The 23,877-nt window shown below is 64.3% G+C and carries 23 protein-coding genes; 15 read left to right on the top strand and 8 right to left on the bottom strand.

Annotation, left to right across the window (positions count from 1 at the left end):
• Positions 1 to 179 precede the first annotated feature (179 nt).
• From HHL22_RS05750 to HHL22_RS05710, 9 genes are all read left to right on the top strand, one after another.
• Entirely contained in the window at positions 180 to 1,799 is a 1,620-nt protein-coding gene (locus HHL22_RS05750; RefSeq protein WP_169529988.1) for a DUF4153 domain-containing protein, read from the top strand.
• Positions 1,799 to 2,131 carry a hypothetical protein gene (locus tag HHL22_RS05745; protein WP_169529987.1) on the top strand — a complete coding sequence of 111 codons (333 nt, stop codon included), beginning with the start codon at positions 1,799 to 1,801 and terminating at the stop codon, positions 2,129 to 2,131. The genes HHL22_RS05750 and HHL22_RS05745 overlap by 1 nt, the downstream gene beginning before the upstream one ends.
• A gap of 55 nt (positions 2,132 to 2,186) precedes the next feature.
• Positions 2,187 to 3,671, top strand: coding sequence for a B12-binding domain-containing radical SAM protein (locus HHL22_RS05740; protein WP_169529986.1), 1,485 nt, complete (start codon positions 2,187 to 2,189; stop codon positions 3,669 to 3,671).
• Between the two features lie 166 nt (positions 3,672 to 3,837).
• Positions 3,838 to 4,215, top strand: a complete 378-nt coding sequence (locus HHL22_RS05735; RefSeq protein WP_169529985.1) for a hypothetical protein — start codon at positions 3,838 to 3,840, stop codon at positions 4,213 to 4,215.
• Between the two features lie 18 nt (positions 4,216 to 4,233).
• A complete protein-coding gene (locus tag HHL22_RS05730; RefSeq protein ID WP_169529984.1) occupies positions 4,234 to 5,046 on the top strand; it encodes a ferritin-like domain-containing protein in 813 nt (270 codons plus the stop codon).
• Positions 5,043 to 5,456 (top strand): hypothetical protein, encoded by a 414-nt coding sequence (locus HHL22_RS05725; RefSeq protein ID WP_169529983.1) that lies wholly within the window; start codon positions 5,043 to 5,045, stop codon positions 5,454 to 5,456. The genes HHL22_RS05730 and HHL22_RS05725 overlap by 4 nt, the downstream gene beginning before the upstream one ends.
• Before the next feature lie 92 nt (positions 5,457 to 5,548).
• A complete protein-coding gene (locus tag HHL22_RS05720) occupies positions 5,549 to 5,938 on the top strand; it encodes a hypothetical protein (RefSeq protein WP_169529982.1) in 390 nt (129 codons plus the stop codon).
• Between the two features lie 68 nt (positions 5,939 to 6,006).
• Entirely contained in the window at positions 6,007 to 6,444 is a 438-nt protein-coding gene (locus HHL22_RS05715) for a hypothetical protein (protein WP_169529981.1), read from the top strand.
• A 49-nt stretch (positions 6,445 to 6,493) separates the two neighbouring features.
• The gene (locus HHL22_RS05710) at positions 6,494 to 8,920 is read left to right on the top strand and encodes a transglycosylase domain-containing protein (RefSeq protein ID WP_195809227.1); all 2,427 of its coding nucleotides are present in this window, start codon (positions 6,494 to 6,496) and stop codon (positions 8,918 to 8,920) included.
• 14 nt (positions 8,921 to 8,934) lie between these two features.
• On the opposite strand, the gene HHL22_RS05705 is transcribed toward HHL22_RS05710, so the two are convergent.
• From HHL22_RS05705 to HHL22_RS05680, 6 genes are all read right to left on the bottom strand, one after another.
• The gene (locus tag HHL22_RS05705) at positions 8,935 to 9,348 is read right to left on the bottom strand and encodes a type II toxin-antitoxin system VapC family toxin (RefSeq protein ID WP_169529980.1); all 414 of its coding nucleotides are present in this window, start codon (positions 9,346 to 9,348) and stop codon (positions 8,935 to 8,937) included.
• Positions 9,345 to 9,677: a hypothetical protein gene (locus HHL22_RS05700; protein WP_169529979.1), complete on the bottom strand. Its 333-nt coding sequence runs from the start codon at positions 9,675 to 9,677 to the stop codon at positions 9,345 to 9,347. The genes HHL22_RS05705 and HHL22_RS05700 overlap by 4 nt, the downstream gene beginning before the upstream one ends.
• A 36-nt stretch (positions 9,678 to 9,713) precedes the next feature.
• Positions 9,714 to 10,769 carry an aldose epimerase family protein gene (locus tag HHL22_RS05695; protein ID WP_169529978.1) on the bottom strand — a complete coding sequence of 352 codons (1,056 nt, stop codon included), beginning with the start codon at positions 10,767 to 10,769 and terminating at the stop codon, positions 9,714 to 9,716.
• A gap of 171 nt (positions 10,770 to 10,940) precedes the next feature.
• Positions 10,941 to 12,107: a glycoside hydrolase family 172 protein gene (locus HHL22_RS05690; RefSeq protein ID WP_169529977.1), complete on the bottom strand. Its 1,167-nt coding sequence runs from the start codon at positions 12,105 to 12,107 to the stop codon at positions 10,941 to 10,943.
• Between the two features lie 245 nt (positions 12,108 to 12,352).
• Entirely contained in the window at positions 12,353 to 12,499 is a 147-nt protein-coding gene (locus tag HHL22_RS05685) for a hypothetical protein (protein ID WP_169529976.1), read from the bottom strand.
• Positions 12,500 to 12,634: 135 nt separating this feature from the next.
• A complete protein-coding gene (locus HHL22_RS05680) occupies positions 12,635 to 14,056 on the bottom strand; it encodes a type III PLP-dependent enzyme domain-containing protein (RefSeq protein ID WP_169529975.1) in 1,422 nt (473 codons plus the stop codon).
• Positions 14,057 to 14,403: 347 nt separating this feature from the next.
• Between HHL22_RS05680 and HHL22_RS05675 the strand changes: the two genes are divergently transcribed.
• Entirely contained in the window at positions 14,404 to 15,378 is a 975-nt protein-coding gene (locus HHL22_RS05675) for an arginase (RefSeq protein ID WP_169529974.1), read from the top strand.
• 115 nt (positions 15,379 to 15,493) lie between these two features.
• Here the strand turns inward: HHL22_RS05675 and HHL22_RS05670 are convergent, their stop codons facing one another.
• Entirely contained in the window at positions 15,494 to 16,702 is a 1,209-nt protein-coding gene (locus HHL22_RS05670; RefSeq protein WP_169529973.1) for an alpha/beta hydrolase family protein, read from the bottom strand.
• Positions 16,703 to 16,803: 101 nt separating this feature from the next.
• Between HHL22_RS05670 and argS the strand changes: the two genes are divergently transcribed.
• The gene (argS, locus tag HHL22_RS05665; protein ID WP_169529972.1) at positions 16,804 to 18,597 is read left to right on the top strand and encodes an arginine--tRNA ligase; all 1,794 of its coding nucleotides are present in this window, start codon (positions 16,804 to 16,806) and stop codon (positions 18,595 to 18,597) included.
• 157 nt (positions 18,598 to 18,754) lie between these two features.
• Positions 18,755 to 19,336 carry an LOG family protein gene (locus HHL22_RS05660; RefSeq protein ID WP_169529971.1) on the top strand — a complete coding sequence of 194 codons (582 nt, stop codon included), beginning with the start codon at positions 18,755 to 18,757 and terminating at the stop codon, positions 19,334 to 19,336.
• Between the two features lie 145 nt (positions 19,337 to 19,481).
• On the opposite strand, the gene egtB is transcribed toward HHL22_RS05660, so the two are convergent.
• Positions 19,482 to 20,786 carry an ergothioneine biosynthesis protein EgtB gene (egtB, locus tag HHL22_RS05655; RefSeq protein ID WP_169529970.1) on the bottom strand — a complete coding sequence of 435 codons (1,305 nt, stop codon included), beginning with the start codon at positions 20,784 to 20,786 and terminating at the stop codon, positions 19,482 to 19,484.
• Positions 20,787 to 21,070: 284 nt separating this feature from the next.
• On the opposite strand from egtB, the gene HHL22_RS05650 reads away from it, so the two are divergent.
• The 3 genes from HHL22_RS05650 to HHL22_RS05640 all read left to right on the top strand — a co-directional run bounded on the left by HHL22_RS05650 (position 21,071) and on the right by HHL22_RS05640 (position 23,875).
• Positions 21,071 to 21,334 carry a con-10 family general stress protein gene (locus HHL22_RS05650; protein WP_169529969.1) on the top strand — a complete coding sequence of 88 codons (264 nt, stop codon included), beginning with the start codon at positions 21,071 to 21,073 and terminating at the stop codon, positions 21,332 to 21,334.
• 74 nt (positions 21,335 to 21,408) lie between these two features.
• Positions 21,409 to 22,476: an o-succinylbenzoate synthase gene (locus HHL22_RS05645; RefSeq protein WP_169529968.1), complete on the top strand. Its 1,068-nt coding sequence runs from the start codon at positions 21,409 to 21,411 to the stop codon at positions 22,474 to 22,476.
• 94 nt (positions 22,477 to 22,570) lie between these two features.
• Complete coding sequence (locus HHL22_RS05640) at positions 22,571 to 23,875, top strand: aspartyl protease family protein (RefSeq protein WP_169529967.1); 1,305 nt, start codon at positions 22,571 to 22,573, stop codon at positions 23,873 to 23,875.
• The last annotated feature ends 2 nt before the right edge of the window (positions 23,876 to 23,877 follow it).

Below are 23,877 nucleotides of genomic sequence, written 5' to 3'. Positions count from 1 at the left end.
GGCGCGGCGGCTTTGCGCGGAAAGCTGACGCAGCCAGGTTCTTTTTAAGTAAAGATTTTATAGTCAATTTTTTATATTATAAACCTCCGCGTCCTTCCGCGCAAAACCTCCGCGCCTTCCGCGGTGAAAAAACGCACGCCGGCCTGAATCAGGCTTTTTTTACCCTTACATACTTTGAAATGCAAAGTTCTTTAGAAAGCTCCTGTTGGCCTGCTGCCGCGCCGGCCTACACCCTCCCGGCCACCCGCGTCAGCGCCATTATCAGCCTGGCCGTGGCGGGCGACTACCTGTTCTGGCAAGAAGACGCGGGCCTTAACTGGCTCGTTTACATGGGGCTGCTAGTAGCGGCGCAATTGCTACTGCTGCCGCGCCACGCGCCGGTGCGACGCACGGCCGGCTTTTGGGTGGCGGCCCTAGGGTGCCTGGCCAGCGGGGCGGCGGTGGCCTGGTACGGCTCGGGGGCGGCGGTGCTGGCGGCCCTGGGGTCGGGGCTGCTGCTGGTGGGGCTGGTCAACCAGCCGCAGCTGCGCCTGGTGGGCAGCGCGGTGCTCACGGCCGTGCTAGGCGCCTGGCCGGGGCTGCGGGCGCTGCTGGGCAGCGTGCGGGCGCCGCGCCAGTTGGGCGCGCGGCTGCAGCGCGGCTGGTTCTACGGACGGCTGCTGGGGGTGCCGCTGCTGGCCCTAGGGGTGTTCCAGCTGCTGTTTGCGCTGGCCAACCCGCGCTACGCGGCCCTGAGCGAGCGGGCCTGGCAGTGGCTGGACGAGGGGCTGGCGCGGCTGCTGGCGGCGGTGTCGGTGCCGCACCTGCTGTTTCTAGCTGCTTGCGCGGTGGTGGCGGCGGGCGCGCTGGCCGCCGTGCCGGTGTACTGGCTCACCGACCGCGAGGCCGGGCGCGGCGAGCGGGTGCAGCGCCGGCGCGATGGAGTAGCCTCGCTCGGGGTGCGCCGGCCCGACTTTCGCCTCAGCACCCGCCGCACGCTCGACCTGCGCAAGGAGTGGCTGGCGGCCGTGGCCTGCTTCGGGCTGCTCAATGCGCTGCTGGCCGCGGTGAACGCCGTGGACGTGAGCTGGATATGGCTAGGCTTCCGGCCGGCGCCGGATTTCGACCTCACGCAGTTTGTGCACGAGGGTACCTACGTGCTCATTTTCAGCATCTTGCTGGCGGCGGGCATCATGCTGTGGTTTTTCCGGCGCAACCTCAACTTCTACCAGCCGGGGTTGAAGTGGCTGCGGGCCGGGGCCACGCTTTGGGTGCTGCAAAACGCCTTTCTGGCCGCCTCGGTGGGGCTGCGCAACTACTACTACATCACGGCTACCGGGCTGGCCTACAAGCGCATCGGGGTGTACGCCTTTCTGGCGCTCACGGTATTTGGGCTGGCCACGCTGCTGCTCAAAATCTGGCAGCGGCGCACCCTCTTCAGCCTGCTGCGCCTCAACTCGTGGGCAGCCTATGCGGTGCTGCTCCTGCTGGCGGGCGGCAACTGGGAAATCTGGATTGCCCGCTACAACCTGCAAGCCCGCTTTGCGCGCCTCGACGCGGGCTTTCTGCTGAACATGCCCCCTAGGGTGCTGCCAGTGCTGCAAGCCCGCGAACGCTTGCTCGACCAGGTGCCCGCGCTGGTGGAGGAAGGCGACGACGGCTACTACCACGCCCTGGCGCCCGCCCGCGCTCACGAGCTGCTGCGCCAGCGCCTGGCCGATTTCCGGCGCGAGTACCCCGCCCGCGACTGGCAGAGCCGCACCGGCGCCGCCGAGCAGGCTTTCCAGGCCTTAACCACTACTTCAAAACTCCTTAACTAATGGACTACCAAATAGAAGCGCCGCCTAGCCTGAGTACCAAGCTGGCGCGGCTAAGTGGCCTGTGGTTGCTCACCATGCTGTGGCTGTACCTGGTCTGTATACTGGTATTTGCGCTAAGCATCAGCGTGCCGGCTGGCTGGCTGTCGGTAGTAGGCCTGCCGCTGCTGTGGGTGCTGCTGATGCGCAACGGTGTAGAGCTAGCCCTAGGCAGCGACGCTGGCCGCCAAGGTGGCTGGGAGATAGCTATTTATCCAGGCTTTGCCCTCAGCCAACTGGCCGTCTTGGTAAGCCTGCTACTCTATGCTTTATCGGACTTTTCCTTCAAACCATAGTAGCGTTCGGTGCTCAGCAGCAACGAAATAGCCTTTTTGACCAATTCTGCGGTTTATGAAAGTCAAACTCATCCTGCCCGCCCTCACTGAGGCCACCAACCCGTATTGGCGGCCCATCAAGTATTCGCTGTTTCCGCCGCTGGGGCTGGCTACGCTGGCCGCCTACCTGCCGCCCGACTGGGAGGCGGAAATCCAGGACGAGCACGTGGAAGCGCTGCGCCTCGACGATGCGCCCGACCTGGTGCTCATCCAGGTCTACATTACCAACGCCTACCGGGCCTACGCGCTGGCCGGCCACTACCGCGCCCGCGGCGCCTACGTGTGCCTAGGGGGCCTGCACGTGACGAGCCTGCCCGAGGAAGCCGCTCCCCACGCCGATACCATTTTCCTGGGGCCGGGTGAGGAAATATTCCCAGCCTTCCTGGCCGACTGGCGGGCGGGGCGGCCGCGGCCGCGCTACGTATCTACCAGCGGGCGCTCGCTGGCGGGGGTGCCGCCCATCCGGCGCGACCTGATAAAGCGCGAGCGTTACCTAGTGCCTAACTCCATCGTGGTGACGCGCGGCTGCCCGCACCACTGCGATTTCTGCTACAAGGACGCCTTTTTTGCGGGCGGCAAGTCGTTTTACACCCAAACCGTGGACGCGGCGCTAGCCGAAATCAATCGCCTGCCCGGTCGCCACCTCTATTTCCTCGACGACCACTTACTGGGCAACGTGCGCTTCGCCGCAGGGCTCTTTGAGGGGATGCGGGGCCTGGGACGGCTGTTTCAGGGCGCGGCCACCGTGGACAGCATCTTGCGCGACAACGGCCTGCTCGAAAAAGCCGCCCGCGCCGGGCTGCGCAGCTTGTTTGTGGGCTTCGAAACGCTGAGCCCCGTCAACCTCAAGGCCAGCAACAAGCCTCAAAACCTGGGCCGCGACTACGCCCAGGCCATCCGGCGCCTGCACGACCTGGGCATTATGATAAACGGCAGCTTCGTGTTTGGGCTGGACGACGACGGGCCCGACGTGTTTCGGCGCACCGTGGACTGGGCCGTGCAGCAGGGCATCACCACGGCCACCTTCCACATTGCCACGCCCTACCCCGGCACGGCCCTGTTCGCGCGCATCGAGGCCGAGGGGCGCCTGCTGCACCGTCGCTGGAACGAGTACGATACCCGCACGGTGGTGCACCAGCCGGGCCCGCACCTCACCGCCCAGCAGCTCAAGGCGGGCTACGACTGGGCCTACCGCGAGTTCTATAGCTGGCCCAACATTGCCCGCGCCAGCCTCACCCATGACACGCTGCGCCACCAGCTCAAGCACTTCGCCTACGCCGGGGGCTGGAAAAAATTTGAGCCGCTCTGGAATTTCCTCATCAAAGCGCGCCACCTCGACGCCATGCGCCCGCTGCTCGAAGCCATCCTGAGCAAAGTGCGCGGCACTGACCCTAGGGTCCCCGCCGGCCTCGAGGCTGCCGGGCCGCCCGTGCTAGCCGAGCCCGTGCCGGCCGAGCCCGTGCCGGCCGAGCTGCTGCTGCAACTGCCAGTATTACAGTAGCACATTGTAAAAGAACGTCATGCTGAGCGTAGCCGAAGCATCTCTACCGCGCCTCCCGCACTATTCAACGACGCGGTAGAGATGCTTCGGCTACGCTCAGCATGACGTTCTTCAGAATCACACCTACTTAATTCTACCTCCTTTCTGAGCTACAAAACAACCACTTATGCTAACCCTGAAACCCGAGTCCCACCCGCTGGGGCGCTGGCTGCTCGGCAGCCTCTACGACATGACTGCTGGCGTAAGCGCCTGGCTGCTGGTGCTGTACCTGGTATTAGTGCGGCTGTGGCCCCACAGCGGCTGGCCGGGCTTTGGCCTGGCGGTGGGCAGCTTCGGCGTGGTGCACTACCTGGTGTGGCGGCGGGTGGTGGCCGGCGGCTGGGCGGCCCTGGGCAAAAGCCGCCCCCTAGGGCCCCGCGCCCTCCAAACGGCCGCTGGCCTGTGGCTGCTGGCGCTGCACCTTTTTCAGTGGGGCTCGGGGGCGCTGGCCCTGGGCTACGTGCTGCTGGCGGCCTACCACCGCGCGCCCTACGGTATTAGCTGATTTACAACTAACTTACCCATGACCTTCACCGACGTTAAAACCTATTTCGAGGCCAACCGCCAGCGCTTCGCCGACCTGGCCTGGGACGACCCCTACCAACTGTCGGCCGCCGAGCGCCGGGCGGTGCAAGCCTCGCTGCAAACCTTCCAGCGGGGCGAAAGCAGTGATGGCACCCACCTGCTGGCCCTGGCCGCCGCCTGGGACGCGCCCGACTACGTGGCCGCCCTGCAGCTTTTTATGCAGGAGGAGGCCACCCACGGCGAGGTGCTGGGTCGCTTTCTCGACCAGCAGGGCCTAGGGCGCATCGGGCGGCACTGGCTGAAAGACGCCTTCCACCAGCTGGGCCGCTACCTGGGGCTCGAAAATATGCTGCGCGTCATCCTCACCGCCGAAATCATTGCCACGGCCTACTACCGGGCCCTCTTTAACGCCACGTATTCGGGACTGCTACAGCAGATTTGCCGCCGCATTTTGCAGGACGAAGAAATGCACCTGGCGCTGCACTGCCTGGCCATTCGGCAGCTGGCGGGCACGCGGCGCGGCCTGGGGGCCTGGCTGCGCCGCCTGGCCTACCGCGGGCTGCTGGCCGGCGCCGCGCTGGCCGTGTACGCCAGCTGCCGGCGCACGCTGCGGGCGGGCGGCTACCGCCTGGGCACCTACTGCGCCGCCCTGGCCGACGAGTACGCCCGCATCGAGCAAATGCAGCGGCCGGGTGCGCCGCTGGTGCTGCGCGGCAGCCCGGTGTCCGCTGCGGCCCCTGGCCCTGCCGCGCCGGCCGGCGCCTGGCAGTGGCCCCAGCCCAGCCAGCGCATAACTGCCGTAGCGCCATGAGGCAGCTGCTGTGGCTCTACCTGCGGGCCTGGCTGTGGGCCCAGTGGATGCGGCTGCCGGATTGGCCGCGCGTACCGCGGGCCTTTTGGGCCTGGCTGGGCCTAGGGGCGCTGTGCGTGCTAAGCCTAGTTTTTAGCGCCGAAATCTGGCCGCACACGCCCCAGGCCGACACCTGCGCCGGGCTGGGGCTAGCGCTGGCCGGGGGTGCCTGCGGCTGGCTGGTGCTGCGCGGCCTGTGGCGCTGGCTGGGGGCCCTGGGGCGCCAATACGCGGGCTGGCGCCGGGTGCTGTGGGTGGGGCTGCTGCTGTTGGGCGGGGGCGCGGTGCTGGCAGCCCTAACCAGCGCGGTGGCCCTAGGGGTGTTCATCGGCCTGCTGAGTACCATGGACTGGTCGGGCGCCGCCAGCTAAAGCGCAAGCGCAGCCCTAGGGCAACGGGTTATTGCTCAGCCGTCAGGCAATTATTTCGTTACTTGCGGTGCCACCCGTCTTGTTGCCCACCCATGCCCCGCACCCTGCTGCTTCTTTTGCTGGCCCTGGCCGTGGTGCTGGAAGCGGGCCTCACGGGCGGCGCCTTCTTCGCCCCCGCCTTCACGCTGCAAAAATTTGGGGCTACCTACGGGCCCAGCACGGCGTTTCTGACGTACATCGTGGCGTGGCTGCTGCTGGGCATTACGCTGGTGGCGGGGCTGGCCCTGGCCTGGGTGTGGCGCCGGCGGCGGGGCTACGCGGGGCTGTGCTACGTGCTGGGGCTGTGGTGGCTGGGCGTGGGCGTAGGCATCTACGCCACGTTTGGCCGGCCCGACAACCTGCTGCTCGATTCGCTCAAGGGCCTGCTGCTGGTCGTGCTCACGGCGTGGTGCCAGGCGCGCCGCGCGGTGGTGCAACGCTAGCGGGCCGCTCAGCTCTCTTATTCGTATACTCCTATACTTTCCCCCATACTTCTTCCCCCGTTGTTGGTATGCCCACCCGCTCGCACTCCGCCCTGCTGCCCGAGGTCAAGCGCCTATCTACGCTGGGGCGGGCCCTGGCGGCGCTGCAGCTGGTAAAGGAAACCCTGACCGTGGTGCTGCTAGGGTTGCCGCTGCTGGTGCAGCAGCCGGTGCTGGTGCCGGCGGTGCTGCCGGGGCTGGTGCTCTACCTCTACCGCTGGGGCATGGTGCTGGGGCAGGTGCCGCGCCGGGTGGCGCGCGTGGTGTGGGTGCTCACGCTGCTCGACGAGGTGTGGGGCCTTATCATCTACCACAGCGTGGTAAACGAGCCCACGGCCCGCCAATTGCGCTACCTCACTTGGAGCTACGGCCTCGGGCTCACCTTTACGGTGGCGGCCCTGGCCGAGATTTACCTGGGCCAGCGGCGCGAGCGGCGCCACCTGCGGGCACTGCTGCGGGCCGCTTAGCGTTAAGGCTGGCAGGTATCTTTGCGAACCGCCCCCGCCCTAGTCGTTCATGGCTGACGAAAATACAGTTCCTGCCTCCGCTGCCGCCCCCAATTCTGACCTGACCAACAAGCCGTTGGCCGCGCCCCGTGGCCGCCGCCGCGGTGGCGGCGCCCGCTGGGCAGTGCGCCTGGCCTGGGGCCTGTTTGTGGTGGTGGTGGGCGTGGTGCTGCTGTACCCGGCGCTGGTGCGCAGCAATTTTTTGTTTCTCTTCGGCAAATCGCCGGGCCTGGAGGAACTGGAAAACCCCAAAGTGGAGCAGCCCTCGGAGGTGCTCACCGCCGACGGGGTGCAGATTGGGCGCTACTTCCGCGAAAACCGCTCGCCGGTGCCGCTCAACGAGATGTCGCCCTGGCTCACCAAGGCCCTGATTGCCACCGAGGATGCCCGCTACTACGAGCACGCCGGCATCGACCCGCAGGCGCTGCTGTCCACGGTGTACTTCACGCTGCGCGGCGACAAGCGCGGGGGCTCCACCATCAGCCAGCAGCTGGCCAAAAACCTGTATAAAATCCGCCGGGGCGAGAGTCGCGGGGCCTTGGGCAGCGTGCCGGGCCTAGGGGTGGTGGTGGCCAAAACCAAGGAGTGGCTCACGGCCGTGGAGCTGGAGCGGCGCTACACCAAGCCCGAAATCCTGCGCATGTACCTCAATACGGTAGAGTACGGCTCGAACGCTTTTGGCATCAAGGTGGCGGCCAAGACGTTTTTCGGCACTACCCCCGACAGCCTGACGCCGGTGCAGGCGGCTACGCTTATTGGCGTGCTCAACAACCCCACGGCTTTCAACCCGCGCTTCCACCCGGCCGCCTCGCGCCGCCGCCGCAACGTGGTGCTGCAGCGCCTAGGCCAGGCCGGGGCCCTGAAGCCCGCCGAGGTGAAGGCCCTGCAAGCCGAGCCCATCGTGCTCGACTACCACGTGGAGCGGCACATCGACGGGCCCGATACCTACTTCCGCGGCGCCATTGGCCAGGCCGTGAGCAAGTGGTGCGACGCCCACGGTTACGACATGTACCGCGACGGGCTGCGCATCTACACCACCATCGACAGCCGCATGCAGGACCACGCCGAGGAGGCCGTGGCCGGGCGCATGAAAAGCTTGCAGCAGCAGTTCGACAACTTCTGGCGCAACAAGGGCCAAAACCCCTGGGTGGATGAGGAGGGCCACGAAATCCCGGACTTTATCGAAACCCAGATAAAACGCACCGAGAGCTACAAGAGCCTGGCCGCCCGCTACCGGGGCCAGCCCCAGCGCCTCGACTCGGCCCTGCACGCCAAGCGGCCGATGAAGGTGTTCACCTGGAAAAAGAAGGACCGCGATACCACCCTGGTGCTCTCGCCGCTCGACTCGCTGGCCTATTATAAGCACTTTTTGCAGGCCGGCATGATGACCATGGACCCCTACACCGGCGCTGTAAAGGCCTGGGTGGGCGGCCTGGACTACCGCTTCTTCCAGTACGACCACGTGAAGCAGGGCCGCCGCCAGGCCGGCTCCACCTTCAAGCCCTTCGTGTACCTCACGGCCCTGGCCAACGGCTACTCGCCCTGCGACCGCATCCGCGACCAGCGGGTGACCATCAACTACATCGAAAACGGCAAGCCCATGGAGTGGCAGCCCGACAACGTGACCCGCGAGTACACGGGCATCAACATGACGCTGCGCGCGGCCATGGCCCGCTCGGTGAACTCGGTAACGGCCCAGCTAACCGAAAAGGTGGGCTGGGGCAAGGTGGCCGACTACGCGCATAAAGTGGGCATTACCAGCCCCTTGCTGCCGGTGCCGAGCATCGGCCTAGGGAGCGCCGGCGACGTGAGTGTGTACGAGATGGTGGACGCCTACTCCACGTTTATGAACAGCGGCTTCCGCTCGCAGCCGCGCCTGCTGGCCCGCATCGAAGACCGCAACGGCAACGTCATCCAGCAGTTCGACCCGGTGCAGCGCCGGGCCATCACCCCCGAAACGGCCTGGCTGATGACCTACATGCTGCGCGGTGGCATGGAAGAAACCGGCGGCACCTCGCAGGGGCTGTGGGACTTCCCGGAGCTGTGGCACAAAGACAACCAGATTGGCGGCAAAACCGGCACCACCAGCAACTACTCCGATGGCTGGTACATGGGCCTGACTAAGGACCTGGTTTCGGGCGTGTGGGTGGGCGGCGAGGACCGCAGCATCCACTTCTTCCGCTCGCAGCAGGGCGAGGGTGGCCGCATGGCGCTGCCCGTTTTCGGCCGCTACATGGAGAAGATTTACCAGGACAAGGCCCTAGGGTACGACTACGGCCCCTTCCCCAAAGCCCCCGCCGACCTCAACAAGCGCCGCTACCAATGCGGCAGCACCGAGTACACCTCGCGCCGCCGCCGCTCCAGCACCGACACCACTGCCGCCGATGCCCTGCTGGAGCAGCTGAACGTGCGGGTGAAAGTGGATAGCTCGCGGTAGCGTCAATTAGTGGTTTAGTTGAGAGAAACTAATGCTGTCAGCGGGTCCATTACGGCTACTGGGCTGGCCTGGAAGCCCTTTGGGTCGCGCGTGACAATAGCCTCAGCCCCGGCGGCAATAGCCGCGAAAAGCTGCACGGCATCTTCAAAATCAGGGTAGCCTGCTTGCAGCGCCTGGCTAACGATGGTGCTATCCACGGTGGCTATTGTTACCTGAGCAGCCAAGTCAGCTAAGGCTTGCAGCGCTGGCTCTTTGCCGATAGCCTTGCTGAGTATGTAGTGCACGGTAACAAAAGTTAAGCCGGAAACGAGTAGCTCTAGTTGGCCATTTTGACCAGCTGCGAGCAGGCTTTCGGCTGCTTGGGCAAACGGAACTCGATTGAGCGCAAAATCCAGCACGATATTGCTATCCAGATAAAAGCGTCTCATAAGCCGTATTTCTCTTGAATACGCTCGGCTTCCCATTCTTGCGCCGACTTCTGCCGGTCGGCGAGGGAAAGGCCGGCCGCGATGCCCCGCAAGGCGTGTAGCGATGGGGGAACCGGAAACTTAGCGTATAAAGCAGCTGCCTCGGGCGAGGTGTAGCGAGTGGCTTCAGGGTCCCTCTGGGCCTGAGTTGCTGTGCCAGCCGTAAATTCAGGTGGCACCAGCTGCTGCTGAGATTTGTCCTGCACCAGCAGCTTATCTACCAGTTGCCCTAGGGAGAATTCAGCCGGTAGTTCCTGCGCGGCAGCAGTTAGTTTTTCGAGGGTCAGCATAAGAGTAGAACAAAAGGAAGCAGCTTAAAATTACCTCTAATCCTCCCGCACCCCAAAGCGCCACTCCGTGACGGAGCGGAACTGCTCGCCGGGGCGCAGCACGGTGCTGGGGAAGCCCGCGTGGTTGGGCGAGTCGGGGAAGTGCTGGGTTTCGAGGGCTAGGCCGGCGTGCGGGCCGTACACGATGCCTTGCTTGCCTACCAGGTTGCCGGTCAGCTGGTTGCCGGTGTAAAGCTGCAGGCCGGGCTGGTCGGTGTGCACGGCCAGGGTGCGGCCGCTGGTGGGCTCGTAGAGGGTGGCAGCTAGGGCGGGGCCTAGGCGCATGGCCTCGGCTAGTACCAGGTTGTGGTCGTAGCCGCCCGGCACCTGGCCCAGGCGTGCCCCTAGGGGGTGGGGTTGCCGAAAATCGAAGGGCGTGCCCGACACCGAAGCCAGCTCGCCGGTGGGTATCTGAGTGTCATCGACGGGCAGGTAGCGGTCGGCGGGCACCAGCAGCTCGTGGCCCAGAATGTCGCGGCCTGGGCCCAGGTTGAGGTTGAAGTACGTGTGGTTGGTGAGGTTGAGCACCGTGGGCTGCTCGGCGTAGGCCGAGTAGGTGAGGCGCACGGTGTTGGCGGCGGCCAGCACCTGGTACACCACCTGCACGTGCAGGGTACCGGGGTAGCCTTCCTCACCATCGGCGCTCCGGTAGTTGAGGGCCAGCGTCGGGCCCTCGTCGGTGGTGCCGGGCACGGCTTGCCACAGCCGCTTGTCGAAGCCTAGGGTGCCGCCGTGCAGCGAGTTGGGCGGGTCGTTGATAGGCAGCTGGTAGGGGTGCCCGTCGAGCGTAAACCGGCCCTGGGCAATGCGGTTGCCATAGCGCCCGATAAGGGCCCCGAAGTAGGGGTTCTCCTTTAGAAAAACCGGGTTGGTGTAGCCGGTTAGGGTGTCAAAGCCCAATACTACATCGCCGGGCTGGCCCTGGCGGTCGGGCACGTGCAGGCTTGTGACGTGCCCGCCGTAATTGGTCACGGTCAGGCGCAGGCCTAGGGTGTTTTCGAGCGTAAACAGCTCGGTGGCAGTGCCATCGGGAAGGGTGCCGAAGGGGAACATAGGTATAGTGACGAACTTCTAGTGACGAGTGACTACTGGTGGGCATTGCCTGGCCAAGCAACCTGCTAGCTGCCAGCGGCGACGTGGCTACAACGCAAGCCCTTCCGGCTAGGATACACTATTTTCTCCTTAATCACTGGTAGTTAGTCACTCGTCACTGGTAGTTCGTCACTAGTCATACATGCCGTAGTGGCTTACCTCCAGGTCGTCCTTGCTGGGCAGCTTGGGGAAGGGCGCGTGCGGCTCGGTCTGGTACCAGTAGGCCACCGAGGCCACGTCGTCGCGGGTGAGCAGGTAGCGGCCGTTGTAGCGCCAGCCCAGGCCCTGCACCGTCACGCGCAGGTCCTTGTCGAAGCGGATGGGGTCGGGCACGTGCCAGCGGTACATGCCGAAGCGCTGCTGCACGTTGTAGAGGCCATTGCCCTTAATCACCTGGTTGAGGCCGCCGTAGGGCGTGCAAAACGTCACGTACTCGCGCGTTTTCTTGTTCTCAAAGTTGTACGAGCCCAAGAAGTAGTCCTCCAGCCCGGTGTTGTTGATGGTGGGGTACTGCCCGTCGCCGTCGAGGTAAAACTTCACCTCGCCCTCGCCCCACCAATCGTTGCTGTGCGGGCTCCAGGCCAGGAAGGTGCCCACGTACTGCCCCCGGCCCTTTACGCCGTCCAGAATGACGTAGGGCACGCCAGCCGTCATGGGGTTTTGGCGCCGAAACTGGGCGTGGAAGTAGGCCGCGTCGGCCGGCACGTCGGTCAGCACGTAGTCCACCTGGTAATAGATGGTCATGGGCTCCTCGTCGATGTTGGTGAGCGTCATGCGGCAGCGCTTGCGGAAGGGCATCTGCCAGTACGAGGTAAAAGCCCGGCCGGGGCTGCTCAGGATGGGCAGCGAGTTGAGGTAGGACATTTCCTCCCAGCCCTGCCCAAAAAAGTCGCCCACCGGCACCTCAATCGAGGGCGTCGTCTCGTCGTCCCAGTACACGCGCAAAATCTCAAAGCGCCAGTGCCCGGTCGGCGTCATCCAAATGCGCTGCACGGCCCCCGGCCCGCTCATGTCGGCCAGCACGGCAGTTTCGCCGGGCTTGATGATGATGCTGGGGCTGATTTTCCAGCCGGGCCCCAGGTCGCGGGCGGCGTTTTTGCCAGTGCCCTCGGTGGCGCGGCTGCCCTGGCCCTTGCCCCCGGTGGGATTTTCAGGGCTGATGGAGCGGCTCTTGGCGTCCGACAGGCGGTAGAGGTTGCTCAAATCGGTGCTCAGGCCGTTGAACTTGCCCGATTGGCCTAGGGCGGCGGGGGCGGCTAGCAGCCAGAGGCCCGCCAGCCAAGCGTAGAAACGAAGCATAGGGTGGGGAGAAGAAAAGGGCCGGCACGGTAAGCGGCCTAGCTTTCAAAGACGTAGTTCCGCGCTTTCAGGTTGGGCGTAGCCGCGCGTGCCTGCCTTTTTATGGCCTGCCAATCGGCAGGCCGCCGCGCCGCTGGCCTCAACACCCCCCTAGGGTACCCCCGGCCCCGTAGGGGGCTACCACCAAAAACCGCCTGGCTTGCGCAAGGCAAACCAGGCGGTTTCGAATGAACAGGGCGAGCGAACTACTGCTGCGCTACCGGGGTGGCCGTGCTGGCCGTGATACCCACCGGGGCAGCCTTGGCCGACGAGTAGGCGGGGCAAGTTTTGCGGTTGCAGGCCCCTAGGCCCAGCGTAGCGGCCCCCAGGGCTAGGATAAACAGCTTTTTCATAAAATAATTGGGAGGTAAGTTGCGTGGTTTGGGTCCAAATATAAGGGCTTTTCGGCGGTCGAAACGGCTTGCCAGCCTGCTAACGTCCTAATTCCTTTAATAGTACTTTCCAAACCCGCCCATCTTGCTATTCGCCTAACTGGTGTAGCCCAGAATCTTCAGCATGCTAGCCGCGTCCTGCTTGGGCGCGAATACCTCGTCGGTGAGCGTGCCGTCGGCGGCGCGGCCCAGAATGACGTGTTTGGGGGCCGGAATGAGGCAGTGCTTGAGGCCGCCGTAGCCGCTGAGGCTTTCCTGGTAGGCGCCGGTGTGGAAGAAGCCCACGTAGAGCGGCTGGTTGGTAGGGGCCTCGTTGCGGGTGGGCTGCAGCTGGGGTAGGAAGGTCTGGTAGATGTGCTTCTCGGCGTTGTAGTAGTCCTGCGAGTCGCAGGTAAGGCCGCCGAGCTGAATCTTGCGGTAGGGGCGCTGCCAGCCGTTGAGGGCCAGCATGATGAAGCGCTGGTTGAGGGCCCAGGTGTCGGGCAGGTTGGTGATGAACGAGCCGTCAATCATGTACCACAGCTCCTTGTCGTTCTGCAGCTTCTCATCCAGAATCGAGTAGATAGTAACGCCGCTCTCGCCCACCGTGAAGATGCCGAACTCGGTGAAGATGTCGGGCTCGGGTACGCCCTCCTCGGCGCAGATGCGTTGGATAGTGCGCAGAATCTCGGCCACCATGTAGGCGTAGTCGTACTCCTTCTGGATGCTGGTTTGGATGGGCAGCCCGCCGCCAATGTCGATGGTAGTGAGCGTAGGGCACACCTTGCGCAGCTCGCAGTACTTGTGGATGAAGCGCGACAGCTCGGTCCAGTAATACGACGTGTCCTTGATGCCGCTGCTGATGAAGTAGTGCAGCATGGTCAGCTCGAAGCGCGGGTCGTTTTTAATCTGCTGCTCGTAGAGGGGTACCGCGTCGGCGTAGCGCACGCCCAGGCGCGAGGTGTAGAACTGGAAGCGCGGCTCCTCATCCGAGGCCAGGCGCAAACCCAGCTTCACCTTTTTGCCTTCCTGCACGTGCCCGAGGTAGTAGTCGATTTCGCCCGGCGAGTCCAGAATGGGTAGGCAGTTTACGAAGTCGTCGTTGAGCAGGGCCGTGATGTCGCGCTTGTACTCCTCGGTCTTGAACCCGTTGCAAATGATGTACTTATCCTTGCCAAATTTCCCTTCGCCGTAGAGCGTGCGAATGATGCTGATGTCGAACCAGGAGCTGGTTTCCAGGTGCACCTCATTCTTGAGCGCCTCTTCCAGGATGAAGCGGAAGTGCGACGACTTGGTGCAGTAGGCGTAGCTGTAGCGGCCGGTGTAGCCCGTCTTGGCAATGCCCTTCTCAAACCACTTGCGCGCCCGCCCTATCTGGGAGGTGATTTTGGGCAAATAAGTGAGTTTAAGCGGCGTGCCGTGCTTTTCTACCAGCGCCATCAGGTCGATGTCGTGGAAGAACAGCTCGTTGTCGCGCACCTGAAAGTCGGCGTTCGGGAAGTCGAAGGTTTGGGTAATGAGGTCCTGGTAGGTATCCATGGCGGGTGGTTGAGGAAGCTGATTGCCAGCTAAAAACGAACGTCATGCTGAGCTTGCCGAAGCATCTCTACCGCGTAAGGATGCTAACGCCTAGGGTTAGTTACGCGGTAGAGATGCTTCGGCAAGCTCAGCATGACGTTCGAATTAAACTTAGTAATTCAGCAGTCACTTACGACCTTTGTGGCCGGCGGTTCAAAAGTACCGCCGGGGGCCGGAACCAACCCGACCCCGCGCATCGGTTCTCGATGGAAGCGACATGGCTACGGCTCTTCGGGCCGCAAGGCAGCGCGCGGTGGCCCTAGGGCCCCGGCCGGTGCGCCTGCCTCATTCTGCTTGCTTCCCACCCGATGAAAAAAATAAAAATCCTGGAAGTCCGCTCCGAGCTGGGGGCCGGCACCCGCGGCAGCAGCCTCGGGCCCGACGCCCTGCGCATTGCCTGCCTCAACCAGGGCTCCGACTACTTCCGGCGCTACAACTCGGTGACGGTGCCCGACCTCAACTACGTGCTTTTCGACAAGGACCACTTCCCGCTGGCCCACCACCTCGACGCCATCTACACGGTGCAGAAAAGCGTGGCCAGCACCGTGGAGCAGACGCTGCGCTTCGGCGAGTTTCCGATTATCCTCAGCGGCGACCACTCTAGCGCCAACGCCACTATTGCCGGCATCAAGGCCGCCTACCCCAGCAAGACCCTAGGGGTAATTTGGATTGACGCGCACGCCGACATCCACTCGCCCTACACCACGCCCAGCGGCAACGTGCACGGCATGCCGCTGGCCGCAGCCCTGGGCGAGGATAACCGCGCCTGCCAGCGCCAGCAGCCCGATGCCGAAACCGAGTTTTTCTGGCGCCGCCTCCAAAACCTGGCTGAGCCCGGCCCCAAGCTGCTGCCCCAGCACCTGGTGTATGTGGCCGTGCGCGATACCGAGCCCGAGGAAGAAGCCATCATCGAACGTCTGGGCATCAGGTGGATACGCCTGCCCGAAATCCAGGAAAAGGGCAGCCGCCAGCTCACCCGCGAAATTTACGAGCACCTGCGCTTCTGCGACTTGGTGTACATCTCGTTCGACGTAGACAGCCTCGACTCGCGCTTCAGCAAGGGCACCGGCACGCCCGTCGAGGACGGCCTGTTTTTGTCGGAAGGCGAAAACCTGTGCCAAGATTTACTGGAAAACAGCCGCGTGGTGTGTTTCGAGATGGGCGAAATTAACCCCACCCTCGACCACGAAAATACGATGGCTCACAACGCCTTCGGCATCTTGGAAAAAGCCACCGCCGCCATCGAAAAGCGCCTGCGCCTGGACGAGGTAATAAGCCGATAGGGTTAAATGTGCGAATGAGAAAATGTGGTGAATATAGAAATTGCTCCCGTAGCCATTTCGGTAGTCACAGAAGTAATTTCTACATTCACCACATTTTCTCATTCGCACATTTAAATTACTTATTGTACTGGCTGATAAATGCAAACGCCCCTAAGGTATAGACCGTTACAGAAGAGAAGTGGTCGCCGCCCTGAATAGGATGCAGCTCGACCTGGGTGGCACCGCGCCGCTGCATGGCGTCGTAGGCGTCCTGCGAGTTAAAAAACGGCACGTAGTCGTCGGCCGTGCCGTGGAAGAGGGCCAGGGGCGCGGTTGGCTTCCAGTCGTAGATGTCGTTGGCGGTTAAGGTGTTGTTGAGCGCCGCGTCGCTATTGTCCAGCACTGCCTGGCGGAAGGCGGGCGCGAACAGCTGGCTCGGCTGGCTGGGCACGGCGCCAAACGGATTGGCTTGCAGCTGGGTGGCGTAGGGCTCCTGGTAGTAGAACGAGTAGGGGCGGTTGAGGCCGTACACCCGGTCGTAGGTGCGCAGCACCCACACGTAAGTGCTCAGGAAGTTGAGCGGCTGCGTGCTTTGCAGGATGTAGCGGGCGAAGGCCGACTTGTGGTAGGCGCCCGCGCCGGGCGCGCTGGCCGTCACGGGCAGGGTGGCGGCGTAATTGTCCTGCAAATACTTGTGCAGGGCCAGGGTGGCGTAGCCGCCCTCGGAGTAGCCCACCAGAAAGTTTTTTTGGTTGACCTGGACGCTTTGCTGCTGGCAGAACTCGCGGGTGGCGCGCAGCATGTCGGCCGAGGTGCTGGCCAGCGAGGCGGCGTGCTCGTAGGGGTGGGGCAGGGTTTTCGACTCGCCGTAGCCCAGGTAGTCGGGCGCCGACACCACGTAGCCCGCCGAGGCCAGCACCGACACCACCGCCCACACGTCGGAGCCCTGGGCGTAGTAGGAGGGCGCCTGGTTTTCGCTGCTAGGTGCCAGGGTGCCGTGCTGGTAGCTGAGCACCGGCAGGGCCACCGGGGCCGTGGGCACCAGCGCCGCGCCCGAGGCCGTAACCACTTGCCCATCCGTGTTGTGGGTGCGGTAGGTGAGGCGGTACACCCGCAGGGGATAGCGGGCCAGGGTAGCCACCAGCGGCACGCCGGGCACCCGGCCGGCCAGGTCGGCGGTACTCACTTGGGCCACCAGCGTGCTGCCCACGAGCACCGGCGCGTCGGCCTCGGGCGTGGTGGTAGTGGTGGGGTCGGGCGCGTTGGTTTTGCAGGCGGGCGCGGCCAGCAGGGTGAAAGCGGCCAGCCACAGGGCGCGCGGCTTTAGAAGGAATGAACGGAACATGAATAGCTAGGGTAAGTGGGGCTTTAACAGCGGCGGGGGCCTAGGGGGTTCAGTGGGGCGGGCTATAAAGCGACGCTGCCCGGTGCCGTACCTTTGCCCTCGTGCAACAGCTCGAACAAACCCTAAAAAACGCCCTCAACGAAGCCGCCAAGGCAGTTTTCGGGCAAGAAATTCCCGCCGCTAGCCTCGCGCTTCAGCCCACGCGCAAAGACTTTGCCGGCAGCTTCACCCTCGTCACGTTTCCGCTCACTAAAGCCTTTGGCAAGGGCCCCGAGCAAATCGGCCAGGCCCTGGGCGAGTGGCTGCAAGCCCACGAGCCTGCCATTAGCGGCTACAACGTGGTGAAGGGCTTTCTCAACCTCGAAATTGCCGATGCCGAGTGGCTGCGGCTTTTTGCCGAGCTGCAAAGCCAGCCGGCCGGCGCCCCGGTGCTCTTCGAGGGGCCGCGGCGCGTAGTGGTGGAGTACTCCTCGCCCAACACCAACAAGCCCCTGCACCTAGGGCACTTGCGCAATAACTTCTTGGGCTACAGCGTGGCCCAGATACTGGCCGCCACCGGCGCCACCGTCACCAAGGCCAACCTGGTCAACGACCGCGGCATCCACATCTGCAAGTCGATGCTGGCCTACCTGCGCTTCGGCCACGGCGAAACACCGGAGAGCGCGGGCATCAAGGGCGACCACCTGGCCGGCAAGTACTACGTGCTGTTCGACAAGCACTATCGCGAAGAAATCAAGCAGCTCGAAGCCGAAGGCGTGGCTCCGGAAATAGCCAAAAAGCAGGCCCCGCTGATGCTCGATGCCCAAAAAATGCTGCAGCAGTGGGAAGCCGGCGACGAGGAAATTATGGCCCTCTGGCACCGCATGAACGGCTGGGTGTACGACGGCTTCAACGAGACCTACCGCGCCATCGGCGTTGATTTCGACAAGTTTTACTACGAGTCGGGTACCTACCTGCTGGGCAAGGAGCGCGTGGAGGAGGGCCTGGCCAAGGGCGTCTTTTACAAGAAAGACGACGGCTCGGTGTGGATTGACCTCCAAGAAGAAGGCCTCGACGAGAAGCTATTACTGCGCGCCGACGGCACCAGCGTCTACATCACCCAGGACCTGGGCACGGCCGAGCTGAAATACCAGGATTTCGGTTATGACAGCAGCGTGTACGTCATTGGCGACGAGCAGAACTATCACATGCAGGTGCTGCAAGCCACCCTCAAAAAGCTGGGCAAGCCCTACGCTGCGGCCATCCACCACCTCAGCTACGGCATGGTGGATTTGCCCTCGGGCAAGATGAAAAGCCGCGAAGGCACCGTGGTAGACGCCGACGAGCTGGTGAACGAAGTAGTGGAGGCCGCCCGCCAGGCCACCCTCGGAAAAGGCAAAATCGAAGGCCTGGGCGAAGAAGAGCAGGCCGAGCTGTTCCACACCCTAGGGCTGGGTGCGCTCAAGTACTACCTGCTGAAGGTGGACCCCAAGAAGCGGATGCTGTTCAACCCGGCCGAGTCGGTACGGCTAGAAGGCGATACGGGGCCGTTTGTGCAGTATAGCTACGCGCGCATTGCAGCCATCCGGCGCCGGGCCGCCGAGCAGGGCATTGCCGAAACCACCGATTTCAGTGCCCTAGGGGCGTTGCACGCCACCGAAAGCGGCTTGGTGCAGGAGCTGGCCCGCTATGCCAGCGTGGTGGCCGACGCAGCACGCAATTATTCGCCCGCCGTGGTGGCGCAGTACGCCTACGACGTAGCGAAAGCCTACAACCGCTTCTACACTGAAGTATCGATTTTCAACGAGCCGGATGCGCTGCGCAAAGCCTTCCGCGTGGCCCTCTCGGCCCGCACCGCTGATACTCTCAAAACCGGCTTAGGCCTGCTCGGTATCGAGGTGCCCGAGCGGATGTAAGGGGTTGATTGTGACGTAAGAACGTCCTGCTGAGCTTGGCGAAGCATCTCTACCACGCCGTCAAGAAATCGTAGCAACGACCTTAGACGGCGTGGTAGAGATGCTTCGCCAAGCTCAGCAGGACGTTCTTTAATACTAAAACTAACAAGCAACTATTATGAAAAGCGTAGCCATTTACTGCGGCAGCAGCGGCGGCAACCAGCCCTTGTATGCCCAGCAGGCGCAGGCCATGGGCCAGGAGCTAGCGCGGCGCGGCCTCACGCTGGTGTACGGCGGTGGGCGGGTGGGCTTGATGGGCGCCGTGGCCGATGCCGCCCTAGGGGCCGGCGGCCGGGTGGTGGGCGTTATTCCAAAGTTCTTGGCCGACAAGGAACTGGCCCACACCGGCTGCACCGAGCTGCATGTGGTAGACACCATGCACCAGCGCAAGCTGCTGATGGCCGACCTGGCCGAGGGCTTCGTGGCCATGCCCGGCGGCTTCGGCACCCTGGAGGAGCTGTTTGAGGTGCTGACCTGGGGCCAGCTGGGCCTGCACGGCAAGCCGGTGGGGCTGCTCAACGTGGCGGGCTTCTACGACCCGCTGCTGGCGCTGCTCGACCACATGGTGGGCCAGGCGCTGCTGCGCGACGAAAACCGCCAGCAGCTGCTGCAAAGCGCCAGCGTGCCGGCTCTGCTCGACGCCATGGCTGCCTACCGCCCTGCGCGCCTGGAGAAGTGGCTGGATGAGAACAAGGTGTAGATGTAGAAAGACGTAAAAACTAGGCGGTCATGCTGAGCTTGCCGAAGCATCTCTACTGAACAACGTCTGCGAACGATTGTGGTAGAGATGCCTCGGCAAGCTCAGCATGACCGCCTAGTTTTTACGTCTTTCTACAGTTTCCACATTACCGGGCCAGCCGAATGCCGGTGAACTGCCAGCGCTTATCGGCCTGGAAGAAGTTGCGGTAGGTGAGGCGGATGTGGTTTTCGGGCGTGGCGCACGAGCCGCCGCGCAGCACCAGCTGGTTGACCATGAACTTGCCGTTGTACTCGCCCAGGGCGCCCGCGGCGCGGCGGTAGCCGGGGTAGGGGTGGTAGGCCGAGTAGGTCCACTCCCAGCAGTCGCCCAGCAGCTGGTGGCACTGGGTGGGGTCGGCGTCGGGGGCCAGGGGCTGCGGGTCGTAGAGGCCGCTTTCGAGCCAGGTGCCGCCCCGGGTGGTAGCTCCGAAGTAGCGGGCCGCCACTTCCCACTCGGCTTCGGTGAGTAGGCGCGCCCCGGCCCACTGCGCGTAGGCGTCGGCCTCGTAGAAGCTCACGTGCGACACGGGCGCGGCCAGCGGCAACGGCTCCAGGCCCCTGGGGCCGTAGCGCAACCATTGGCCGTCAGCGGCTTGCGACCAGTAGAGCGGGGCCGTCCAGTTTTCGCGGTTCACCAAGTCCCAGCCCTCGCCCAGCCAGAACTGAAACTGCCGGTAGCCGCCCGCCTCAATGAAGCGCAGGTAGTCGGCGTTGGTCACCAGCCGGTTTTGCAGCTCGAAGGGCGCCACCAATACCTCGTGCACCGGCAGCTCATTATCAAACGAAAACCCCTCGGCCTGGTGCCCTAGGGCATAAATGCCGCCCGGCACCGGCAGCCAGGTAGCGTCGGGCAAGGCGGCCGAAGTGGGTGCTGCGGTTGCCTCGCTCGCCAGGTAGCCCGGCGCCAATGGGTTGGTGCTCAGAATGTACTTGATATCCGTCGCCAGCAGCTCCTGGTGCTGCTGCTCGTGGTGCAGGCCTAGCTCCAGCAGTTCGGCGGCCAGCGGCGGCAGCGTGTCGAGCTGGGCCAGCAGGCGGGCCATGTGCTCGTCCACGTAGGCGCGGTACTGCTGCACGTCCGAGAGCGGGGGGCGCGAGAGGGTGCCCCGGTCGGCGCGGTTGACGCGGCTGCCCAGCGAGTTGTAGTACGAGTTGAAGAGGTAGGCGTACTGCGGGTTATACACCTGGTAGCCCGGCAGAAACTGCCCCAGCAGCATGGTTTCCCAAAACCAGGTGGTGTGGGCCAGGTGCCACTTGGGCGGGCTCACGTCGGGCGAGGGCTGCACCACGGTATCCTCGGGCAGCAGGGGCTGCACTAGGGCCACGGTTTGCTGCCGCACGGCGGGGTAGGTGGGGGCGGGCACGGTGGCCGCAATGGTGGGCAGCGGCAGCGAAGAGGTGTCGAAAGCCATAGGACAACCAGGAAAAAGCATATGGATACGTGTAAGCCTAACCGACAATCCCCCGTCGGGGTTATCGCTCTAGGGCACCAGGAAGGCTAACGCGCTACTAGCGTTAGGTTACTGCATCGCTAGCGCTGGGTTGGTAGTTACGAACCAGTTGCGTATAAATACGTACTTTAAATAAAAAATACTAAAAAATCAGGTAAATGGAATCTAAGTAAATACTAAGTCAGTTTGCATGATACGCTCGCTTCCCGACGAGCATCGGCATTTTTTAGCTTACATTCTCGCATATGGATTCGTTGAACCAAGAAGTAAAGAAGGCGCTGCTCAAGAACACCACTAAAACGGCCAAGCGCCCCGCGCGGCGCATTGGCGAAAAAGCCCGCCGCGGCTTTGCGGCCATGTCGCCCGAGCAGCAGCGTGACATTGCTAGCCGGGGCGGCCGGGCCTCGCACGAAAGCGGCCGCGGCCACCGCTTCTCCACCGAAGAGGCCCGCGCCGCCGGCCGCAAAGGCGGCCAAATTAGCCGCCGCGGCCCCAAGAAAGTCGCGTAGCTTTTCGAATTAGCGCGGCAGCTTCTGCCGCCAGCGAGTAGCGCAGGCCAAGCGGCTTGCGCTATTTTGCGTTCATGCTCCTCCTTTCTTACCAGCGCCGGGCGCTGCGCTTCAATTTCCCGGCCCGCACCTCGCGCGGCGCGCTCACCGAGCACGTCGCCTACTACCTGCGCCTGCACGACGCCCGCCAGCCCGCGGTAGTGGGCTGGGGCGAGGCAGCCCCCCTGGCTGGCCTCAGCCCCGACTACGGCCCCGCTTTCGAAGCGCAGGTAGCGGCCCTGTGCCAGCAGTTCAACCAGGCCCGGCACGCTACGCTAACGGCTGCCGACGCGGCGGCCCTGGTGCCGGCCGCGCTGCCCGCCCTGCGCTTCGCCCTCGAAACGGCGGCTCTCGACCTAGCCGGCGGCGGGCGCCACCAGCTGTACGCCAACAACTTCAGCGCGGGCCGGGCCGGCCTGCCCATCAACGGGCTGGTGTGGATGGGCGACGCCGCCTTTATGCGCACCCAGATTCGGCAGAAGCTGGCCGCCGGCTACCAGTGCCTGAAGCTGAAAATCGGTAGCCTCGACTTTGATACCGAGCTGGCGCTGCTGGCCGAAATTCGGGCCGAGGCCGGGCCCCAGGAACTGGTGCTGCGCGTGGATGCCAACGGGGCCTTCGCGCCCGCCGAGGCCCTAGGCAAGCTCGAGCGCCTAGCGCAGTTCGACTTGCACTCCATCGAGCAGCCGATTGCGGCGGGGCAGTGGCCCGCCCTGGCCGAGCTGGCCCGTCACTCGCCGGTGCCCATCGCCCTCGATGAGGAATTGATTGGCCTGGTGGACCCCGCCCGGCAGGCGGCGCTGCTAAGCCAGGTGCGCCCGCCCTACCTGGTGCTCAAGCCCACGCTGCTGGGCGGCCACGCCGCCACCCGCCGCTGGGTAGCCCTGGCCGAGGCCGCCGGCATTGGCTGGTGGCTGACCTCGGCCTTGGAGTCGAACATTGGGCTGAACGCCGTGGCCCAGCTCACGGGTGAGTACGACGTGGCCGGCTTCGCGCAGGGCCTGGGCACCGGCCAATTGTATTATAACAACGTGGCGGCCCCGCTCAGCATTGCCGCAGGCACCTTGCGCTACGACCCCGCGGGCCCCTGGGAAACCCCCTAGGGACCCGACACTACGGCACCCGGATAAAAAGGTTGGAAATTTTGATAAAGCATTGTAGCTTTAGGTAATCTCCCACCCCGGACTACCTACTCTCATGCTTCGCCGGGCTACCGCTTTGTTTGCCGCGTGGCGCCTGCTGGCGGCCCTAGGGCTGCTGCTGGCGGCCGCGCCCGCCTGGGCCCAGCCCACGGCCGGGCCTGCCGGCCCGTTTGTGTTTAGCCGGGCTGGCCGCCAGCAGGCGCGCCTCAAGTTCTTCACCCAGCGCAACCTCATTATCGTGTCGGCCAAGCTCAATGGGGTGGGCCCGCTGAATTTCTTGCTCGATACGGGCGTGGCTACCAGCCTGCTCACCGACCCCGCCGTGGCCGACTCGCTGCACCTGCACCACGGCACCGACTACAAAGTAATGGGCGTGGGCGGCAGCGACTCGGGCATTCGGGCCTACGAAGCCGACAGCGTGGCGGTGACGATGGCCGACGCCGGGGTGCTGGCGCCGCACCTTAGCTGGCTGGTGCTTAGCAGCGACGTGCTCGACCTGTCGGGCTACGTGGGCATGCGGATTCACGGGCTGCTGGGGGCCGATTTCTTTCGCTCGTTCGTGGTCACTATTCGGCCCGAGCAGTTTGAGCTGGTGCTGCACAACCCCGCCACCTACCGCGCCCCCAGGGGCAAGCACTGGGCCACGCTGCCGCTGCGCTTCGAGCAGGGCAAGCCCTACGTGACGGCCCAGGTGAAGCAGCTGGCCACCGGCGCCGAGGCGCTGCCCCTGCAGCTGGTGCTCGACACCGGCGCGGGCCACGCCCTGAGCCTGGAAACCAACGCCGACCGCCGCCTGCACCTGCCGGCTACCTGCCTGCGCACCGACTTGGGCCGCGGCCTGTCGGGCATCGTGAGCGGGGCGCTGGGCCGGGTGGCCGCCGTGCAGCTGGGCCAGTACCAGCTGCCGCAGGTGCTCACCTCCTTCCCCGACTCCAGCCAGGTGCACCAGCGCCTCTCGACCCGCGAGCGCGCCCTGCGCCAGGGCAACCTGGGCTACGAGGTACTCAAGCGCTTCACCTGCGTTATCGACTATTCGCGCCACCAGCTGCTGCTGCGGCCCACGGCGGCCCTGCGCGAGCCCTTTGAGCACGATATGAGCGGCATCGACCTGATGGCCATTGGCCAGGACTACCGCCGCTACCTGGTGCAGCGCGTGCTGCCCGGCTCGCCGGCCGACGATGCGGGCATCCAGCCCGAGGAGGAGCTGATGAGCATCAACTTCACGCCCGTCACGGCCTACTCCATTAGCGAGGTAAACCGGATGCTGCACTCCGAGGACGGCCGCCTGCTGGTGCTGGTGCTGCGCCGCCCCAACGGCAACCTGCACCCCGCCGCCGTGCGCCTCAAGCGCCGGATTTGAGG

Origin of the sequence: Hymenobacter polaris (genome assembly GCF_012927305.1) — a bacterium.
Lineage (GTDB): Bacteria > Bacteroidota > Bacteroidia > Cytophagales > Hymenobacteraceae > Hymenobacter > Hymenobacter polaris.
This window is presented reverse-complemented; position numbering and strand designations above follow the sequence as displayed.

What these genes read in the sequence shown, in the direction of transcription:
- HHL22_RS05675 (WP_169529974.1), top strand. Translation starts at nt 14,404, where the DNA reads ATGAAAAAAATAAAAATCCTGGAAGTCCGCTCCGAGCTGGGGGCCGGC.
- HHL22_RS05720 (WP_169529982.1), top strand. Translation starts at nt 5,549, where the DNA reads ATGCCCCGCACCCTGCTGCTTCTTTTGCTGGCCCTGGCCGTGGTGCTG.
- HHL22_RS05645 (WP_169529968.1), top strand. Translation starts at nt 21,409, where the DNA reads ATGCTCCTCCTTTCTTACCAGCGCCGGGCGCTGCGCTTCAATTTCCCG.
- HHL22_RS05745 (WP_169529987.1), top strand. Translation starts at nt 1,799, where the DNA reads ATGGACTACCAAATAGAAGCGCCGCCTAGCCTGAGTACCAAGCTGGCG.
- HHL22_RS05705 (WP_169529980.1), bottom strand. Translation starts at nt 9,348, where the DNA reads ATGAGACGCTTTTATCTGGATAGCAATATCGTGCTGGATTTTGCGCTC.
- HHL22_RS05710 (WP_195809227.1), top strand. Translation starts at nt 6,494, where the DNA reads ATGGCTGACGAAAATACAGTTCCTGCCTCCGCTGCCGCCCCCAATTCT.
- HHL22_RS05730 (WP_169529984.1), top strand. Translation starts at nt 4,234, where the DNA reads ATGACCTTCACCGACGTTAAAACCTATTTCGAGGCCAACCGCCAGCGC.
- HHL22_RS05680 (WP_169529975.1), bottom strand. Translation starts at nt 14,056, where the DNA reads ATGGATACCTACCAGGACCTCATTACCCAAACCTTCGACTTCCCGAAC.
- HHL22_RS05690 (WP_169529977.1), bottom strand. Translation starts at nt 12,107, where the DNA reads ATGCTTCGTTTCTACGCTTGGCTGGCGGGCCTCTGGCTGCTAGCCGCC.
- HHL22_RS05740 (WP_169529986.1), top strand. Translation starts at nt 2,187, where the DNA reads ATGAAAGTCAAACTCATCCTGCCCGCCCTCACTGAGGCCACCAACCCG.
- HHL22_RS05670 (WP_169529973.1), bottom strand. Translation starts at nt 16,702, where the DNA reads ATGTTCCGTTCATTCCTTCTAAAGCCGCGCGCCCTGTGGCTGGCCGCT.
- HHL22_RS05695 (WP_169529978.1), bottom strand. Translation starts at nt 10,769, where the DNA reads ATGTTCCCCTTCGGCACCCTTCCCGATGGCACTGCCACCGAGCTGTTT.
- HHL22_RS05750 (WP_169529988.1), top strand. Translation starts at nt 180, where the DNA reads ATGCAAAGTTCTTTAGAAAGCTCCTGTTGGCCTGCTGCCGCGCCGGCC.
- HHL22_RS05735 (WP_169529985.1), top strand. Translation starts at nt 3,838, where the DNA reads ATGCTAACCCTGAAACCCGAGTCCCACCCGCTGGGGCGCTGGCTGCTC.
- HHL22_RS05725 (WP_169529983.1), top strand. Translation starts at nt 5,043, where the DNA reads ATGAGGCAGCTGCTGTGGCTCTACCTGCGGGCCTGGCTGTGGGCCCAG.
- egtB (WP_169529970.1), bottom strand. Translation starts at nt 20,786, where the DNA reads ATGGCTTTCGACACCTCTTCGCTGCCGCTGCCCACCATTGCGGCCACC.
- HHL22_RS05715 (WP_169529981.1), top strand. Translation starts at nt 6,007, where the DNA reads ATGCCCACCCGCTCGCACTCCGCCCTGCTGCCCGAGGTCAAGCGCCTA.
- HHL22_RS05650 (WP_169529969.1), top strand. Translation starts at nt 21,071, where the DNA reads ATGGATTCGTTGAACCAAGAAGTAAAGAAGGCGCTGCTCAAGAACACC.
- HHL22_RS05660 (WP_169529971.1), top strand. Translation starts at nt 18,755, where the DNA reads ATGAAAAGCGTAGCCATTTACTGCGGCAGCAGCGGCGGCAACCAGCCC.
- HHL22_RS05685 (WP_169529976.1), bottom strand. Translation starts at nt 12,499, where the DNA reads ATGAAAAAGCTGTTTATCCTAGCCCTGGGGGCCGCTACGCTGGGCCTA.
- HHL22_RS05700 (WP_169529979.1), bottom strand. Translation starts at nt 9,677, where the DNA reads ATGCTGACCCTCGAAAAACTAACTGCTGCCGCGCAGGAACTACCGGCT.
- HHL22_RS05640 (WP_169529967.1), top strand. Translation starts at nt 22,571, where the DNA reads ATGCTTCGCCGGGCTACCGCTTTGTTTGCCGCGTGGCGCCTGCTGGCG.